Source organism: Bacillus massilinigeriensis, assembly GCF_900117315.1.
GTDB lineage: Bacteria > Bacillota > Bacilli > Bacillales > Cytobacillaceae > Bacillus_BE > Bacillus_BE massilionigeriensis.
Map to the genome: position 1 here is coordinate 1,051,224 of NZ_LT630337.1, position 18,540 is coordinate 1,069,763.

Genomic DNA, 18,540 nt, shown 5'->3' on the forward strand with positions numbered 1-18,540 from the left:
GAGCTGGCTTAAAACCAGCAACCCCCCCAAATTCTATTTTTGTGTTATAACCAAGTAGTAAGCAGAGTGATAACGACCGGACCAAGTAAAACAATAAAAAGCATTGGAAAAATAAACAATATCATAGGAAAAAGCATTTTAACTGGTGCTTTGGCTGCTTGTTCTTTCACCCGCTGCCTTTGATTTTCACGAATTCGTTCCGTTTGAGCCTTTAAAACCTTTGACATCCCAATTCCCCATTGATCAGCCTGAATAATGGAGTTCATGATACTCTTGAAAAACTCGGAGGGAATTCGATCTCGAAGATCCACAAACGCCTGTCTTCTAGACTTTCCAAGCCTCATATCCTCTAATGTTAGTAAAAATTCACTCGACAAAGGAGAATTCATCTGACGACACACTCTGACCAAAGCACCGTCTAAACCCATTCCAGCTTCGATTGAAATGGTAACCAAATCAAAAAAGTCTGGCATTGATTTTTCGATTTCAATCATACGCGTTTTTCTCTTCCCACCTATGTAAAAAGAAAAATAAAGGAAACCAAGCAAAGAAAAACACAATGAAAGAAAAATGGTTTTTCTGAATTCATTTGTTGTGGAAAAAAGAATAAAAACCGAAAGAATAAAAAGAGTGACAGAAGTTGTTATTTGAAGAATTCTAAAATCAACTGCCTTCATACCAAAAGGATTTCCCGCCTCCTGCAACTTCCTATCTAGAACAACAAGCTGATGTCTTGACATTTTTTCAATGAAATACCTACGAATATAATTTAAAAACGATGACCTGACCTTTTCTCCTCCCCCTTTTTCAGGGACGTTCGATAAAGGCCTTCTTATGATAAAGGTTGAGATTCTATTTTGCATATTCCATTTTGCTCTATTACTTAAATAAAATATTGTTAGATAAAAGAAGGTGAAAAATAAAAATGAAAGCAACCACAAAACAATTAACATTTCACACCTCAATTTTTATTATTTTTTGAATAAGAATCCATCCAATCAATTCTAAGGTGATTCCCCCAATTAAAATGGCTATACCAAATGGATGAGAAAGAATGGGAAGAAAATACTGAGGATTCATGAGTGTTAATAGAATCGCTAAAGCAATAGGTAATAGGGTAACGATCCATGCTGACAATTTCCCTTGGGCCGTCAATGAATGGATTTCTTCTTTTACTCGTATTCGTTCCACAACGGTTTCCCTCAAGGTTTCAAGAATTTTTATTAAATTCCCGCCAGTTTGTCTTTGAATGAGTACGGCTGTAACCACCATTTCCAAATCCCTATTAGGGATGCGATTCAGCATGTTTTGAAAAGCTGTTTCCATATTCTCACCTAAGTTTATTTCACGAATGGCCTTTTGAAATTCAGACCCAATTGGATCCGGGACCTCTTTTGCAATTAATTGCATCGCTTGAATAAAACTAAATCCAGATTTCATTGCTGTGGACATGGTGTCGAGGGTATGCGGAAGCTGATGGACAGTTTTCCGTAGCCGCTGGTCCCTCCTAATATTTAAGAAGGCATTTAATAAAAACCATACGAATACTGAAAGTAAAAAGCTAATAAAAAAATGAAATTGAAAAAGGATACTTAAAATTACGACCATAGCTACAATAATTCCTCTTACAACCATCCATTCCTCAGGCTTCAATGGTATCCCAGCTGCATCAAGATTTTGCTGTAATTTTTCCTTCTTTTGTACCTTTGGGTGAAAAATGGTTGAAAAACGGACAATCATCCTTTTCAACCAGTCTACTTCCCCTTCATCCTCCAAATTCCCCTGAGAACGGCTCCGTATTCGATCGGTGTCAAGGATAAATCTTTTTATTCTCTTCTTTACTCCTTCTTTTTTCCTTGAAATGTATATTCCAATCATTAGGTATAAAAGTGTAAAGGTTAAAAAATAGAGGATAAACATGCATTACACCTCCGTAAACCATTCGGCAGGCATATGAATCCCATAATGTTCTAATGATTCGGAAACATAAGGACGGAGACCTGTTGAAGTATGCTTCCCTTCAAGCTTTCCATCATTGGATAACCCTGTTTGCTTATAAATGAAGAGATCCTGAAGAATAATCGTTTCACCTTCCATACCAATGACCTCTGTGATATGGGTTATTTTTCGACTTCCATCCTTTAATCTTGTTTGTTGAATAATAATATCTATCGCACTGGCAATTTGTTCTCGAATGGCTTTCACTGGTAAATCCATCCCTGCCATGAGGACCATAGTTTCTAACCTTGAAAGCATATCTCTCGGTGAATTAGCGTGAGCAGTAGCTAATGAGCCATCATGTCCTGTGTTCATGGCCTGCAGCATATCTAACGCCTCTGCACTTCTAACCTCACCAATGATGATTCTGTCTGGACGCATCCTAAGAGAATTTCTAACTAAATCACGAATACTAATGCTTCCTTTTCCTTCAATATTTGGAGGCCTTGTTTCTAACGGAATCACATGGTCCTGCATAAGCTGAAGCTCAGCAGCGTCTTCAATTGTAACAATACGATCGTCATTAGGAATAAAGGAAGATAGCACATTAAGAAGGGTCGTTTTTCCTGATCCAGTTCCACCACTTACTAGGATGTTTAGTCTTGCCTTTACACATCCATCTAAAAATTTAGCCATCACCTCTGTTAGCGTACCTAGCCGGATAAAATCCTTCATTTCCAGGCGTTTGCTTGGGAATTTTCTTATCGTCATGACTGGTCCAACTAGGGATAGGGGTGGGATGATAGCATTCACTCTTGATCCATCTGGTAATCGTGCATCTACCATTGGACTGGTTTCATTTATTCGTCTTCCTAAGGGAGAGACAATTTTTTCTATCACCTGTAGAACATGATCATCATCTCGAAAAAAGAGTTGGGTGTCCTTCAATTTCCCCTTTTTTTCAATGTAGATTTGGTAAGGACCGTTCACCATTATTTCTGATACTTCAGGATCATTTAATAGAGGTGTGATGGGACCAAATCCAATCAGTTCATTTGTTATTGCCTCTATCAATTCTTTCTTTTCATCAAGTGAAAGAATTCTTTCATGCTGTTTGTTTAAATAATCTAGGGATTCTCTTTCAATCATTGAAATCTGTTCTTCTTCACTTAAATCTGCATGCTTTTTTAATTCTGCAATAACATGTTGGTGTAAATGATTAATTAATTCAGGTGTTTTAGAAATTTTTACTTCCTTCTTATATGGTCCGGACGGTTGATTTATCCCAGCATTTGTTCTCTCATTAAGCCGTCTCAAAAGTGACATTATTCATTCTCCTATTGCGCTTTACGCTTCTTTTTCCAAAAACGTTTTTTTCTTTTTCTTTCAAGCTCTATTTTGGATTCACCTAATAACTCATCAGCAAGTTGGAATACTGCTTTTGATACAGGCACTCTTGGAGCCATAGTAACAAAGGGAATCCCTTTATTGATGGAGGCAATAATAAGCTTATAATCACTAGGGATACGATAGCGAATATCCATTCCTAAAACTTCCTCTACCATTTCCGTAGTCAGTTCTCCAAATTCAGAATCTCGATTTAATACCACTTTTATCCGTTCCTTTAGCCCTAAGACATTTAAGGTATCTACTGCTAGTTTTCCATTTTTTAATGCTGGAAGATCAAGGCTTGTAATGAGTAAAATTTCATCCGCATTTTCTAAAGCTACTAAGGTTGTTTCAACAAAGGAAGGAGGAGTATCTATAATGATAATGTCATATTTTTTCTTCATCTCTTGGATGAGGGTATAAACATGCTCGCCGGTTACTAGTTCGGCATACTCAGGGAGATATGGAGACGCTAAGATATCAATTCCAGCTTTATCCTTAGTCACGTAATCATCAATAGAAAAAACTCCAGATTCATATCCTTCTTTAATCCACTCATAGATCGTTACATTTGGTTTCTGATTAAGAAGGAGTGTAATATCACCAAATTGCAAATCTAAATCGATTACCGCTACTCTGAATTCCTTCAGCAAAAAAGCAACAGCAATGTTAACAGTTAAGGCAGATTTTCCAACCCCTCCCTTTGTACTGCAAAATGTTATGACCTTCCCTTCTTTTAAGTCGGAGCTTCCCTGTCTTTTACTCTTTAATTGAATAATTTGATTTGCCTTTTCTACTGCCGAAATCCATTCCTCCTGATTGTTCATGTCAATGACATCCACTGCTCCTGAAAACATCCCTTTTTTATAATCAATAGCTTCCTTTGATAATACTAGTACAATCGCAGTCATCGGGAATAAATGTGTGATTTCCTGGCAAAGTTCGTACACCTCATAATTGATTGATTCTCCTAGTAATATGACTGCTCTTTCAGTGGTCTTGATTTTGTTATACAATTCAGCAGTAGAATGTAATATTTTTATTCTCCTATTATGTCCAAATAAATCTTGTAACGATTCAATACGAGGTGCTTTGTCCATTAATGCAAAATAGTGAATCATCAATCATCACCTTTTCTATATGTATCCCTTAATAAAGCCTAAGTTCCTCTTAACATGAGGTTGATGGTCCCTTTGTTGATCGCATTTACAATGATCGTACCTTCAGCTGGAGTTACTTGTAAGGTAACAGTGTCATAGGTATTCTTCTCTGGCTTATCTATTTTTGTTATGACTCTTCCAACTGCTAGAACCTTAATATTTTCAACTAATAGCTGACTATTCTCATTTGGTAAGGTTTGAATAATATCTACAAATGAACCAGGGATGATAAATCCTGATACACCCTGAGGGTCACTTACAGGTATAGTAACCGCTCTTTTTCCAGTATCGATAGAAAAATAAGCACTAGTAGCAATTGCTTCTTGTTTCGTTTCAAATTTTTCTTTTTTTTCCTCGGTAGTTATCTCTTCACCATCACCAAGGTTAAAAACAAAATAAACCACACTAGCTGAAATTAGTGCAAATAGAATGGAATAAATCCATATGTTTCTGTTATTCATTTCAAAACCTACCTTGTAAGTTTATAGCCAAATGTACCATAGTCTGTTTGGTTCGTTGAAATGTTACCAGGATAGGTCGCTTGTACAAATCGACCGATAATATTTGACCCTAGCCAGGTTGGGGTCACTCCTTCAATAAAAAAAGTTGCAAAGCCGACAATCATTACTTGCTTTAACTTCAATTTTTCATAGGAATATGGTTTTACGATTGGAACTAAAACTAATCGTGAACAGCCCGAACTATAATTTGTATACGAGTCATTTGGGCAAGCTGAAATACGTGTTGATATTGCCTTATTAGTAGGTCCATTCATACTGCCGGATTCAATATCAACAATGTCATTTACCTTCAAGCTACCATTGAATCCAATTGTTAAATCTTTCTCAAATCTATCTGCGCCCCCACCAGAAAATGCGAGGGCATTGAATTTTCCAATTCCAGAATCCTCTACACTTAAAATATAAATCATCCCTTGAATGAGTAATGAACGATAGTCAAAACCTAAAGGGACAGCTCCAAATCCTGAGGTTATTGGTGCTAATTCTACAGTTGCCCTTGCTTCCACCTCAGGATTTTGAATCCCTAATGCACCAGCAAAAAATAATTTCACCTTTTTTTTGCCAACGACCTCTATTTTTGTTAAATTGCTATTAAATAGAATGGAATAATTACTAGGGTTCTCCTTATTCAGCTCAATAGCCTCTCTCACTTTTTGAATCGCGTGAGTCTGACTAGTTGGTATTTCTTGTGCCCCGGCTAGTGCAGCTGAATCAGAGGCTTTTTGAACATTTGCTTTTTCTAAGTATAAATACCCTCCATCAATGACAAATGCCAAAATTCCGATAAAGATGCTCATTAGACAAGCTATATAGACAATAATTTGCCCTTCTTCATTCCACAGTTTCATTATTCAACCCTCATTGTTGTTTCGTTACTAACCACAAAAGGATCAGGTAAGATTGTTCTTAAAAGAGGTGTCGAAATGGAAACAGGATAAGACATTTTAACCGTCACATATTCCCCTCTTACACGTAAGGAGCTTGAAGGGGATATTTGAACATTTTTCCCGCTATTATTTAAAACCTTAGACGCATCCATCGCCTTACTACGAATCACTGCATCAGTTCCACCAACGCTTGCAACTCTTGCTGCTTCCCTGGAGGCATGATTAAGTGTCAAATAGGCAGAAAAAATTCGGCCAAAATCAATCATTCCAAAAATCAGAAGACAAAATAGGGTCAATGAAAGAGCCATCTCGACAGTTGCTTGCCCATTTTCCTTCTTTATCAAAACAGTTCAACTCCAACATTAATCAATGTCCCTAGAACAATAGCCACCCCATACGGAAATACAATTTGCGAATCATCTTTATTAAAGGAATGCCATTTTCCTATACTAATCGAAACAATTAACTTTTGATAAAAAGGATGAAACTCTTTTTTTGTTAGAAGAATGAGTAAAGCAATAATACCTCCGAAAATGGCCATTACAACAAAGGTTTGAATGACAAAAAATGTCCCCTTTAAAGCCCCAATAGCCGCCAATAATTTTACATCCCCAGCTCCCATTGCACCAAGAATAAAAGGAAACATTAATAATCCCAAACCGACAATGCATCCAAATAAACTAAATAAAAAGCCTTGAAATCCATTCATCCATGTATGAAATACAAAACCTAGTATTATCGATGGGAAAGTGATAATGTTATATATTTTTCTTTTCCTTAAATCAGTTACAAATGAGATGACTAATGCGATTAAAAGAATGAAATTATCCATATATCACACTTCTTTGCTAATAAAGTACCCCTACTCTTTATGAGAAATGGTAAGCAAGGGCAATGATATGATCATCACTTTCCTGCATTCATAATTGTCGTTTTTAGGTCATTAAATTTAGCTACAATGGCTTCGTTAAAAACAGCAAAAGCCGCAACCGCCGCAACTACTATGAGCCCAAGAATTAATGCATATTCTGTCATTGATTGTCCATCTTCATCCGAAAGAAGCCTTTTGATGTTTTCCATTTTTATTTCACCTCTATCATCTTGTTTACTTTTATTTTGTTTAAATAAGGAAAAACTATTCAACAAGGAAACATTCTTCTTTTTCAACGATTTCAAATAAGTTTTCATAAAAAAACAGCACCAATTTTTATAATTGGTACTGTTCTTTATTTTTAATCGATACAGATTCTAATATTGCTTCATTCCTATAACCTTATTGAAAATTTTTGACTACTAACTTCACCCTTAGTAAAAACTTTTTCTATAAACTTTATTTTCTTTTCAGATATGAATAAGACGGTAGAGCTCCTAGTACCATAGTCTTCACTTTTTATAAAGAGTGGTGATAACATTCTTTCCATTTCTAGAGAAACACCTGTATTAGGTAACTCTTCATCTGGTGAACGATCAGTATTCTCCAAAAGCTGAAAAAGCTTCTCCACCATTTGATTTTCTTCCTCTTCGTTGATTATTTTTAGTAAGCCATCCTTGCCTTTTTTCACCTTTGGCCATTCAGAATTCAATAAATGATTGCTGACACCATGGACTCCTTTATTAATTCTCTGTACCTCATTGGAAACATTTGAATAATAGTATAGTTGCTCAATACTTCCAGCCAATAGATTAAATCCGGGGTAGAGGTCCTTGTTTATTTTGAGAGATTCCATATAATCTTTCAAATCACCCTTAAAGGTGAGAGCATGATGAACTAATTCTCCTCTAGAATGCTTTCCTACTTGAGTTTCTTTTGGATTTCGGTAATTGGTTAACGCTGAGAAATGCCCTGTCAAATTTACTCCCATCCAGGTTCCCATCTTTTCTAAATCTCTTCCTGCCAGGATTTCAGGATGGTCTTCCCAATAGTGTGCCGGAGCGGTTGGCCTTTGATAAAATTCATCACGATTGGCAGCTACGATTAATTGATATTCAGGGTGTATGTGATAAGCAAAAAGAATGAGACACATCATTTTCACAGCCTTATTAGGATTTATTTTTTTAAAAAATAAGTGGGGGTTCTATATTAAACTTTAATATATTTGTGCTGATCATTCATCTTTTAATAGCTTTCTTAATACTTTACCGGATGCTGTAGTTGGCAACTGATCGATAAACTCCACATATCGTGGGTATTTATATGCTGCCATATGCTCTTTAGACCAACTTATTATATCATTTTCTGTCATTTGTCCATTATAGGAATCATGTAAAACGATAAAAGCCTTAATTGTTTCACCTCTAACTGGGTCTGGTATGCCTATTACAGCGGATTGTCGGATAGCAGGATGGTTATTTAACAAAGCCTCCACGTCTTCTGGAAATACGCTGAAGCCTGAGCATTTGATCATTTCTTTTACCCAACCTTGGAAATATAAATATCCATCATTATCCATATATCCTATATCTCCTGTATACACCCAACCATCTTTTAATGTCTCGGCTGTTGCCTCAGGTCGATTAAAATAGCCTTTGAAAACTCCTGGACTCTTCAATATGATTTCTCCAGATTGATTTCGAGGTTGTTCTTCCCCAGTTTCAGGGTGAATGATTTTCATTTCTGTTTCATATATAGGGATTCCACAAGAGCCAAATTTAATCTTATCCTTGGGCATGAATGTGTCACATGTATGAGTTTCACTTAAGCCATAGGCCGCCTCATACATAACACAGCCCTTTGTAACCGCTTTCCATTTATTCGCTAATTCTTCGGTTACCTGTATCCCAAAGCTTGTTGCTAAGTTATTTTTTAGACTTGTAAGATCCCTATTGGAGATTTCTGGTATTTGTAAAATTGATCCATTCATCGGTGCAATGCTATACCAGGAAGAAATCTGATACATTTCAATCGCTTGAACCGCCGCATAAGGGTCAAATCTTGTAAATAATACACACGGAATGCCTGTATAAATTGGAATATTCACACCCATAACCATACCTGCAATATGACTTAATGGTGCACTGGCCATCAATCGGTCATTTGCCGTAATCCCATTTGCCTGACTTGCAGCAGCTGTTTTAAATAAGGCATTTCCGTATGTAAGCTGAGCACCTTTTGGTCTTCCTGTAGTTCCGGATGTGAAAACCATCAACCCGATATCATTCATTAAGTCTATTTGCTCATATGCTTCATATCTATTTTCTTCTGTTACTATTCTTAGAAAATCCTCTGCCTCTTCAAAAATCTTTTTTGGAAAGGTTAGCTCTTCACAAATAGCTAATGAAGGATGCTCCGGTAAATAATCCTTATAGTTTGTTGTGATCATGAATGACATACGGCTAGGTGCATCTGCTTTTAGCAATTCTTCAAAGCCATCATCACTTGAAATGATTCCACAAATCGGTGCTTCCTCAAAAAAGTAGCTTAATTCATCTGCTTTGTACATGGGATTTAAAGGTACTACCACTCCACCTAATTGCTGAATGGCGTAATGTGCAATAATATATTGGGGGCAATTCTGCAAGAAAATAGCAACACGGTCCCCTTTTTTAACCCCTTTGCGCTGAAAATAACCTGCTAAGCGATTCACCTGCTCCAACAAATCTTCCCAGCTAATTTCATTCCCGTAAAAGATGTAGGAAGTCTCTTTCGGAGTTTGATTAGCATGGTCGGTTAAGTATTCATATAATGATTTTTTCCCATTATGATATAGTAGTTCTGAAGAAAGCCCTTCTGGCCAATAATTCATTCCTTTTTCAACCATATTTTTCCTCCCTAATCAATCCATCTTTAACTAACCGGTTAGTATGTTTAGTTAAAAGACAGAAAGTTCTATATTTTTTGTTATTATTATATCCTCCACTGAACAACCATTCAACTAATAACTTACACTTATGTAAAAATATCCATATTCTACATACTAATATTTTAAATATTTCTGTAACTTTTACCATTCCACGGACAAATTTTCAACATTGTATGTTTAAATAATATTAACTAGATTTTCCACTTTATTAACACGGAGAGTGATGGTGGTATGTCTTATACTAAAAGTTATACTCAAGTTATGGATGAACTGAATACTCATCCCTCAACTGGACTTACAACTGAAGAAGTTGAAAAGCGATTAGCAGAGGTAGGGAAAAATGAATTTAGCCAATACAAAAGACCATCCATATTAAAGCTTTTTTTCGAACAAATTAACAGTTGGCTAATATATATTCTTATAGTAGCAGCAATAATCTCTATCATTGTTGCTGAATATAGTGATGCCATTATTATTTTGATTGTTATTCTATTAAATTCTGTTATTGGAGTTTTACAAGAATCCAAGGCTGAAAAAGCTTTAGAAGAGCTAAAAAAAATGACTACCCCAAAAGCCGTTGTGAGGCGTGAGGGTACCATTAAGGAAATACCTTCAGAGCTAGTCGTTCCTGGCGATATTGTTATCATTGATGCGGGACGCTTTATTCCGGCAGATATCCGCTTGATAGAAGCTGCTAATCTCAAAATTGAAGAATCATCCTTGACTGGAGAATCTGTACCAGTAGACAAAGACGCGAATTGGCAGGCAGATGGTGAAATTCCTATTGGTGACCAAAAGAATATGGCCTTTATGTCGACTGTTTCAACCTATGGACGAGGGATTGGAGTAGTTGTTCATACTGGTATGAAAACTGAAATAGGAAAAATTGCAAAAATGCTTGGTACACCTGAACGCGAACAGACCCCTTTACAAATAAAACTTGCAGAATTAGGAAAGATTCTTGGGATTGGTGCCATTCTCATTTCCGCTGTTATCTTTTTGATTGGCTTTTTTCAAGGGAGAAATGCACTTGATATGTTTTTAATTGCTATCAGCCTTGCTGTTGCAGCTATTCCTGAAGGTCTTCCGGCAATAGTAACCATAGTACTTGCCCTTGGAGTCCAACGTATGATTAAGCGCAGGGCTGTTGTCCGAAAGCTTCCAGCTGTAGAAACACTTGGAGCTGTAAGTGTCATCTGTTCTGATAAAACCGGGACACTGACACAAAACAAAATGACAGTAACAAAGGTTTATGTTAATGATGAATACGTCCCATTGTCTGCTATCAAAACAAAAAGTGTAAATCAAGAACGTTTCTTTGAAGCTATGGCATTGTGTAATGATGCCATCTTCACCAGTGAGGAACAATCAGGAGATCCTACTGAAATTGCCTTAGTTGCCGCGGCTAAACAAGTAGGGTTGGAAAAACATGACTTGGAAAGAGAATATGAACGCGTTTTCGAGATTCCTTTTGATTCTGAACGAAAAATGATGACTACGATTCATCAGCATGGAAATCGTTATTATGCGATGGTAAAAGGAGCTCTGGAAAGTATTCTCCCCCTTTCCTCTTATACAATGATAAATGGGGAATTGATCAATTTAACTGAATCTGGATGTGAAGGGATCAAAAATCGAGCAAATCAAATGTCAGATGAGGCTCTTCGTGTTCTAGCCATTGCCTATAAAGAAGTGGAATCCCCATCTCATTTTAATAAAGAGAAAATTGAAAATGAATTAATCTTTTTAGGTCTCACCGGGATGATTGATCCACCACGTGAGGAAGTAAAGACATCGATTGCCCAATGTAAAAGCGCTGGGATACGAACCGTAATGATAACTGGAGATCATCCAAAAACTGCCTTTGCCATTGCTCGTGAGCTTGGGATTTCTAGCCTTGAATCTGAGACCATGACCGGATTCGAGCTAAATTCAATTTCAGACCATGATTTAATTGAAAAAGTAAATAAAATCCGCGTTTTTGCCCGCGTCTCCCCTGAGCATAAAGTTAGAATTGTAAGTGCTCTTAGAGCAAATGGGAAAATTGTATCAATGACAGGTGATGGTGTTAATGATGCTCCTTCTTTACAGCAGGCAGATGTTGGAGTTGCGATGGGGATGGGTGGCACAGATGTTGCCAAGGGAGCTTCGGATATCGTTCTTACAGACGACAATTTTGCAACCATTGTTGCAGCTGTTGAGGAAGGTAGAAATATCTACCAGAATATTAAAAAATCAATCTTATTTTTACTTTCTTGTAATTTAGGAGAAATTGTTATTCTATTTTTGGCAATATTAATGGGGTGGCCGGCTCCTCTTACAGCCATTCATATTTTATGGATTAATTTGATTACGGATACTTTCCCTGCCATATCTCTTGGACTTGACCCAGACGATCCTGATGTGATGAAGCATGAACCTCGTTCGGTAAAGGAAAGCATTTTCTCCCATGGAAGAGGTGCATTTACATTAATTAATGGGGCACTTATCGGGCTTCTTTCATTATTTGCTTTCATCGCTGGTTTAAATTATTATTCTGGTGCGGAATCAATTTTTACAATAGACTTTTCCAATATCGATAAACAGGTTCTTATTCACGCACAGACGATGGCATTTATTACATTAAGCATTTCACAATTATTTCATGCCTTAAACTTACGCCATCCTGAAAAGTCTATTTTCGAGATTGGATTATTTACAAATAAATATTTACTTAGTTCCATTCTAATTGGAATTGGAATTCAATTCCTGTTAGTGGCTTTTCCGATTTTCAATGAGTTTTTTGAGATTACCTTCTTAAACTGGAAAGACTGGCTATTTGTTATGACATTATCTATATTACCAGTAATCATTAATGAACTGGGCAAAGCAGGAAAAAGAGTATTTTCAAACTGAAAATTATCCATTCATGTAGTGATGAAATTATAATGGGGCTGTGTCGTATCAGCCCCTTTTTTGTGTCGTATTCGCTCTTTGAAAAAAGGAAATAAAAAACCTTCCAATATGATTAGGAAGGTTTTGAATAACATCTTAGGAGACCCAACCATGGCACCAGCTGTAATATTTCAAAGCGCCAATTTTTATCAATTTTTCATTGATAGGGTATGACGGATTCAGCCGATGTCTGCTGTTCCGTTTCGGGAATCAATGTTCTCAATAAATTTGGTTGCCCTCTTTATTTGAGATATTCCCTTTTCATCCTTATTAGCGGTATAATCACCGCGAGACTCATCATCCTTATTCTAATTGTTACCTTTTTACAATCATTTGGCTATTCTAATTCGCTTTGAAAGTGGTTATATAAATTTTGCAATCACACTTCCACTTTTTTGGAATTTTCATTCCTTCTTCTTACTCTATACGTTATCGGTTTAACGACCATTATTCCTTTTGATTCATCCATCACCATTACTTTTCCAATACATTTTTTAGATGATCTCCGTGATATGTCTTTCAAATCTCAAATTCAACTTTCCAAAATTATCATTCAGGCTTCGTTTTAAGAATTTCTGATGCAATTTGAAGGAAAATTAAATTCTTTTGGTTTCGAACTTCCTTTCTGTGTACTTTTCCGTAGTAGACAGAAATTTCATTCTGACCTTTTAGATCTTTAAAACATTCACTTTCATGTTTCTAGATGATTAAAGAATGGGTCGCTTCCAAAAACTTTCGAGCTTGAAGAATTTACTATAAAAGGTTTTACCTTAAAGGTTTCCTTTTATAGTGTCCTGAAAAAATTCCTGCTTTTAGATTTCACCTTGATTGCAATATTCTTGCAATTAGAAAAAGAAATAATGTTTCCTCGTTCACTTGGCGGAACGAGCATTTATGGTTGAGCCTCCTAAGATGTTATTATGCTTATTTCTTTCTATGGCTTTATTATAACATGTAAACCCTTACAAAACTCAGATAATTGTGAATAGTATGTGACATCTTTCACTTACTTAAATTTCCGTTATTAGCCTTTTTATGCGTTCTTTTTTCCTGATTTCAACATATTTTCATAGCTCTTTTCATAAAATGGACAAGGTAGATGACTCTTAAGGAGAGGAATGACTAGCTGTGGATGCCTTTCGTATATTAAATATGGATTTTCACCACTCACAATGAGAAAAATTGCCTTAACTTATGCAACTATATTCATTGGGGCCTTCCTACAAGGGATGTCCATGTCTATCTTTCTCTTTCCTCACTCCATTCCATCTGGGGGAGCTGCTGGACTAGCCCTCTTAATGAACCATTGGATTCATTTACCTTTAGGATTTTCATTATGGATTGCCAATATTGTATTTTTAGTATTTGCATTAAAATATTTTGGATATACATGGACATTACGGACCATTCTTTCTGTTGCCACGACATCTACAACCATTAGCTTCCTTTCAAATCAAGAACAGCTTCCTCATATCAATATCTTTCTTGATATGATTGGGGGGAGCATCATTTTTGGAATAGGCGTTGGATTGTTAATACGAGCGGGTGCTTCAAGTGGAGGGATGGTTATTCCTGCCTTGATGATTGCTTCTTATAAAAACTGGAGTCCAGGTAAAGTGATGATGGGAATCAATCTATTTATCTTTTTACTAACCTCTCTTGTCATCGATTATAAGATTGTCATATTCGCGATAATTTGCCAGTTCTTTTCAACAAATATCATTGACTATATTTATACATTACGATTTTCTAAATTGAATTACTTGTCCATAAATTGGCGAAGGAGATAAGAAGATCTCCTTATAAGATCTTCTTATCCCTTAAATACGACAGGATGTGGTGAACAGATTCCTCAATTGTCATTTCATTTGTTTCAATGATTATTTCTGGGTTATCTGGAATCTCATATGGTGAAGATATTCCAGTAAATTCGGGAATTTCACCTGCCCTCGCCTTCTTATATAAACCCTTTGGGTCCCTCTCTTCGCATATTTGTATTGGACATTTTAAATAAATTTCAATAAACTCATTTTCATCAAATAAATCTCTCACAAGCTGCCTATCTCTTCGAAAAGGAGAAATAAATGCTGAGGAAACAATAAGGCCACTATCGACAAAAAGCTTTGCAACTTCTCCTATTCTTCGAATGTTTTCCGTACGATCCTCTGGCTTAAAACTTAAATCACGATTTAACCCGTGCCGAATATTATCACCATCCAAACAATAGCTCCGATACTGCTCTTTAAATAGTTGACTATCAACCGCATTCGCTAGCGTTGACTTCCCTGAACCTGATAAACCCGTAAACCAAAGTACGCAGCTTTTATTTCCATTTAATTGATGTCGATCATTCTTCGTTATGGTTGAATTATGCCAAATAATATTTTTACTATTGCTCATTTTCTACACCCTTTAGTTAGTCGTAACTAGAGTTGGAGATAAGCCTGTTATCTACCTTCCTGCCTCTAAAAATGAACTTAAATTCTTTGAGTAGAGGAAATATGACTGCTCTCTCCATCTTATTAATATTTTAAAGCCTAATTTGTTCTGAGTCAGTTTCCTTCAATCCTTGAATGAGAATCTCCACAACTTCAGGTCTACTGAATTCTTTTGGTGGCTCCTCACCATTTTTCAACATTCCTCTTACTTTTGTTCCTGATAACACTACATGGTGCTCTACTTCATGTGGACAGGTCTTTTCTGAAGCCATGTTCTCGCACTTCTTACAATAAAAGCTATTTTCAAAGAATAGGAGATTGATTCCTAATTCATCTTCGTTAAAATGACTAAATATCTTTTGGGCATCATAGGTTCCGTAGTAATTTCCCACACCTGCATGATCTCTACCTACAATAAAATGGGTACAACCGTAATTTTTTCTAACAATAGCATGAAAAACTGCTTCTCTAGGTCCTGCATATCTCATGGCTGCAGGAAATACAGATAAAAAGACGCGATCCTTTGGATAATAATGATCGATTAACACCTGGTAGCTCTTCATCCTTATTTCACTAGGAATATCATCCGATTTCGTTTCACCCACTAGTGGATTTAAGAAGAGTCCATCAACGATTTCCATCGCTGATTTTTGAATATATTCATGAGCTCGATGAACAGGATTACGAGTTTGAAAACCAACGATTGTATTCCATCCAAACTTTTCAAATATCATTCTTGTTTGAATGGGATCCAGATAATAATCCTTAAACCTGTCTTTTACTGGTCTCTTTATTAATGTAATTGGACCAGCAATATACATCTCATGACGTTCATATAATTTTTTTACTCCAGGATGATTTATGTCTGTCGTTTTATAAACCTTTTCAGCTTCAATTTTTTTATTAGGCAGGAATATTTCCTTTACATTCATGACCCCATATACAATTCCATCATGTATTAGATTGATTGTCTCCCCTTTTTTTAATTCCTTTGCCTTATTCCTTTCAACAGACAAGGTGATAGGAATGGACCATGGCAGACCATTTTCTAACCTCATATCTTCTACAACCGATTCATAATCAGCCTTCCCCATAAACCCTTCTAAAGGACTATATCCCCCATTTGCGATTAACTCCAAATCACTTAATTCCACCTTGTCAATTTCAACAAAGTTCAAGGAATAATCAACCAGTGAATTCAAGTTCATTCGATTGACCAGTTTTCCCCCGTGGGGAATACTTTTTCTCACCATTATTTCCCCCTTCAGATTGAACTCTCTAGCATATAGAAGCAGTTGCCTCAAATATTAGATTAATTACAATAATTTTGACTTTTATTCAGATACATGAAGCCCACATTCTGATTTTGAATGACCCACCCATCTACCAGAGCGACTGTCACCATTTTCCTTCACAGGTTTCGTACATGTGGCACAGCCGATACTTGGATAACCCTCATCATGCAAAGGATTGTATGGAAGATTATTTAGTTTGATATAGTTCAATATATCCTCCCAAGTCCAATGAATCAGAGGACAAATTTTCACCTTCTGAAATTTATCATCTTTATTTATATACTGGACATTGCTTCTTGTGGGAGATTGTTCCCTTCTCAAACCAGAAATCCATGCGTTTACTTCTGTTAATGCTTCCTTAAGGGGAGTGACCTTTCTCATATGGCAACAAAGATTCGGATTATGTTTCCATAATTCCTCTCCATACCATTTTTCTTGTTCCTCCAAAGAAGATTTTGGTTCAATCGTATTGATTTCTAGTGATGGGTAACGATTTCTAACTTGATCTATAAGTTCATATGTTTGACGAAAATGGAGTCCTGTATCGAGGAAAATAATTTTAGCCTTTTTGTTCACTTTATGGATTAAATCAATTAGCACAATTCCTTCCGCCCCAAAACTACAAGCATAAAGGATTTTCTCACCATACTCTTTATAAGCCCATTTTAAGATATCCAAGTAATCTGGTTGATTTTCCAAGGTTGCTTTTATCTTTATCTCATCCCAGTTTTCATAAGTTAATGTAGCAGACAAAATACAACCCTCCTCTCCATTCACTCAAGCTTAGTTATTGAAAGGTAAAATAATGCATTCGTTATTTCCGACTGTCATTTTATTCATATTGTTGATATGACCGTATTGATAATAGGACACCATGGCCCTTATCCATGATCCATGTCCAAAGACTAATATTTTGTCTTTCTGCTCATATTTCTTTATAAATTGCACAATTCGTTTTTCAAGGGAGGTGACACTTTCTCCAAGGATTAATTCCTTTGGATTTTCAACCCATTTATCCCCATAGCTTCGAAATAGCTCTTCCTTGGGCTTCCCTTCATATGGACCAAAATCTAATTCGTCGAGTAAACCTTCTGTCTTTGCCACATAACCATATTGTTCTGCTGTTTGATGAGTTCTTTTTAGTGTGCTTACCAATACTAAATCAAAGGGCTCAATTGCTTTTAAAAGCTGCTGGTTATGACTTATCTCGTTTCGGAATTTTTCAGATACCTCGGATATTTCAATATCCCTTCTCCCTTGTAACCATGTTTTTTTATTCCAATCGGTTGGTAGATGTCTAATTAGGGCAATATGCATTCTTGATCCTCCAAATAAAAGGTTTCGCTTCTAAGTCCACAGCGTTGTGCCTCTAATACTAGCACATCACTTAACTTTACGTTTCCTAAATTTACATTTGGACCAATTTGATTAATAAAGTACATTTGGTGTTTTGGTGAAGGTGCTTCGAATATTATTTTTTTACTGTCGATGTCTCTTAATAGTTCATGGATTAGATCAGACTTGATATTACCGCTTTTTTCATATATTCCGGCAGTACCTGAGTCTCTTCCTTCAGTTATGACATAATGACAACCTGCATCTAATAAAAGACCGATTTCCTCCTTCCACTCGGTTGTTGACATATCCTTATTTGCATCCTTTGAACCTACCTCCGAAATGACATGAAAATCATTTTTTATTTGGGAGATGATTTTGAGGCGTTCCTGAATGGGAATATCGACAGTGCCATTAGATATTTCAATCCATTCAATTCCTAATTTACGTAAGGAAGAGAGGTATTCTGGAAGCTTATTTTGAACGTAACATTTTTCAAATAGGGTTCCTCCAAAATAAGGCCTAATTTTATAATCCTTATAAAGCTTAATTTTTTCACTTAGGTTAGGTGTTATATATGCGGACCCAATACCGATTTTGGCAATATCTATAAAATCGCTATAATCGGCTAAAATATTTTTTAATTCTCCCATTGGGGTTCCAAAATCAACCACCGAGGTAAGACCATAGTTTCTCATTCCTATAGTCCTTTTCGGTAATGTTAAAAAATCCATAGGGAAAACGCCTCCTCTATTTTTCTAGGATAGATTATTCAATATATGGGTGAATGTGTAAATAATGGGCTTTTTCCATATAAATTAGGTATGCGCCCTGAATAATCAG

18 protein-coding genes are annotated in these 18,540 nt (G+C 36.1%); 2 read left to right on the forward strand and 16 right to left on the reverse strand.

The window, feature by feature from the left end:
• Window positions 1-44: 44 nt before the first annotated feature.
• The 11 genes from BQ6100_RS05340 to BQ6100_RS05390 form a co-directional block, all read right to left on the reverse strand.
• Entirely contained in the window at window positions 45-863 is an 819-nt protein-coding gene (locus BQ6100_RS05340) for a type II secretion system F family protein (protein ID WP_159433133.1), read from the reverse strand.
• Window positions 864-954: 91 nt separating this feature from the next.
• Window positions 955-1,920, reverse strand: a complete 966-nt coding sequence (locus BQ6100_RS05345; RefSeq protein WP_075980689.1) for a type II secretion system F family protein — start codon at window positions 1,918-1,920, stop codon at window positions 955-957.
• Between the two features lie 3 nt (window positions 1,921-1,923).
• Window positions 1,924-3,264, reverse strand: a complete 1,341-nt coding sequence (locus BQ6100_RS05350) for a CpaF family protein (RefSeq protein WP_075980690.1) — start codon at window positions 3,262-3,264, stop codon at window positions 1,924-1,926.
• An 11-nt stretch (window positions 3,265-3,275) separates the two neighbouring features.
• Entirely contained in the window at window positions 3,276-4,448 is a 1,173-nt protein-coding gene (locus BQ6100_RS05355) for an AAA family ATPase (protein ID WP_075980691.1), read from the reverse strand.
• A 38-nt stretch (window positions 4,449-4,486) separates the two neighbouring features.
• Window positions 4,487-4,948, reverse strand: a complete 462-nt coding sequence (gene cpaB / locus BQ6100_RS05360) for a Flp pilus assembly protein CpaB (RefSeq protein WP_075980692.1) — start codon at window positions 4,946-4,948, stop codon at window positions 4,487-4,489.
• A gap of 8 nt (window positions 4,949-4,956) precedes the next feature.
• Window positions 4,957-5,856 (reverse strand): Tad domain-containing protein, encoded by a 900-nt coding sequence (locus tag BQ6100_RS05365; protein ID WP_075980693.1) that lies wholly within the window; start codon window positions 5,854-5,856, stop codon window positions 4,957-4,959.
• The gene (locus BQ6100_RS05370) at window positions 5,856-6,239 is read right to left on the reverse strand and encodes a TadE/TadG family type IV pilus assembly protein (protein WP_075980694.1); all 384 of its coding nucleotides are present in this window, start codon (window positions 6,237-6,239) and stop codon (window positions 5,856-5,858) included. The genes BQ6100_RS05365 and BQ6100_RS05370 overlap by 1 nt, the downstream gene beginning before the upstream one ends.
• Window positions 6,236-6,727, reverse strand: a complete 492-nt coding sequence (locus BQ6100_RS05375; protein WP_075980695.1) for an A24 family peptidase — start codon at window positions 6,725-6,727, stop codon at window positions 6,236-6,238. Before BQ6100_RS05375 ends, BQ6100_RS05370 begins: the two co-directional genes overlap by 4 nt.
• Before the next feature lie 74 nt (window positions 6,728-6,801).
• Window positions 6,802-6,975 (reverse strand): Flp family type IVb pilin, encoded by a 174-nt coding sequence (locus BQ6100_RS21540; protein WP_075983445.1) that lies wholly within the window; start codon window positions 6,973-6,975, stop codon window positions 6,802-6,804.
• A gap of 185 nt (window positions 6,976-7,160) precedes the next feature.
• The gene (locus BQ6100_RS05385) at window positions 7,161-7,922 is read right to left on the reverse strand and encodes an NRDE family protein (protein ID WP_315970008.1); all 762 of its coding nucleotides are present in this window, start codon (window positions 7,920-7,922) and stop codon (window positions 7,161-7,163) included.
• Window positions 7,923-8,000: 78 nt separating this feature from the next.
• The gene (locus BQ6100_RS05390; protein ID WP_235816489.1) at window positions 8,001-9,653 is read right to left on the reverse strand and encodes an AMP-binding protein; all 1,653 of its coding nucleotides are present in this window, start codon (window positions 9,651-9,653) and stop codon (window positions 8,001-8,003) included.
• A 273-nt stretch (window positions 9,654-9,926) separates the two neighbouring features.
• On the opposite strand from BQ6100_RS05390, the gene BQ6100_RS05395 reads away from it, so the two are divergent.
• Together BQ6100_RS05395 and BQ6100_RS05400 are read left to right on the forward strand one after the other, a co-directional pair.
• The gene (locus BQ6100_RS05395; protein ID WP_075980696.1) at window positions 9,927-12,590 is read left to right on the forward strand and encodes a cation-translocating P-type ATPase; all 2,664 of its coding nucleotides are present in this window, start codon (window positions 9,927-9,929) and stop codon (window positions 12,588-12,590) included.
• 1,211 nt (window positions 12,591-13,801) lie between these two features.
• Window positions 13,802-14,419: a YitT family protein gene (locus tag BQ6100_RS05400; protein ID WP_075983448.1), complete on the forward strand. Its 618-nt coding sequence runs from the start codon at window positions 13,802-13,804 to the stop codon at window positions 14,417-14,419.
• 10 nt (window positions 14,420-14,429) lie between these two features.
• Here the strand turns inward: BQ6100_RS05400 and cysC are convergent, their stop codons facing one another.
• The 5 genes from cysC to BQ6100_RS05425 all read right to left on the reverse strand — a co-directional run bounded on the left by cysC (window position 14,430) and on the right by BQ6100_RS05425 (window position 18,431).
• A complete protein-coding gene (cysC, locus tag BQ6100_RS05405) occupies window positions 14,430-15,029 on the reverse strand; it encodes an adenylyl-sulfate kinase (RefSeq protein ID WP_075980697.1) in 600 nt (199 codons plus the stop codon).
• 130 nt (window positions 15,030-15,159) lie between these two features.
• Window positions 15,160-16,317 (reverse strand): sulfate adenylyltransferase, encoded by a 1,158-nt coding sequence (sat, locus tag BQ6100_RS05410; RefSeq protein ID WP_097677942.1) that lies wholly within the window; start codon window positions 16,315-16,317, stop codon window positions 15,160-15,162.
• Window positions 16,318-16,401: 84 nt separating this feature from the next.
• Window positions 16,402-17,115 carry a phosphoadenylyl-sulfate reductase gene (locus BQ6100_RS05415; RefSeq protein ID WP_075980699.1) on the reverse strand — a complete coding sequence of 238 codons (714 nt, stop codon included), beginning with the start codon at window positions 17,113-17,115 and terminating at the stop codon, window positions 16,402-16,404.
• A gap of 30 nt (window positions 17,116-17,145) precedes the next feature.
• Window positions 17,146-17,679, reverse strand: coding sequence for a histidine phosphatase family protein (locus BQ6100_RS05420; protein ID WP_075980700.1), 534 nt, complete (start codon window positions 17,677-17,679; stop codon window positions 17,146-17,148).
• Window positions 17,664-18,431 carry a phosphosulfolactate synthase gene (locus BQ6100_RS05425; RefSeq protein ID WP_075980701.1) on the reverse strand — a complete coding sequence of 256 codons (768 nt, stop codon included), beginning with the start codon at window positions 18,429-18,431 and terminating at the stop codon, window positions 17,664-17,666. The genes BQ6100_RS05420 and BQ6100_RS05425 overlap by 16 nt, the downstream gene beginning before the upstream one ends.
• Window positions 18,432-18,540: the final 109 nt, after the last annotated feature.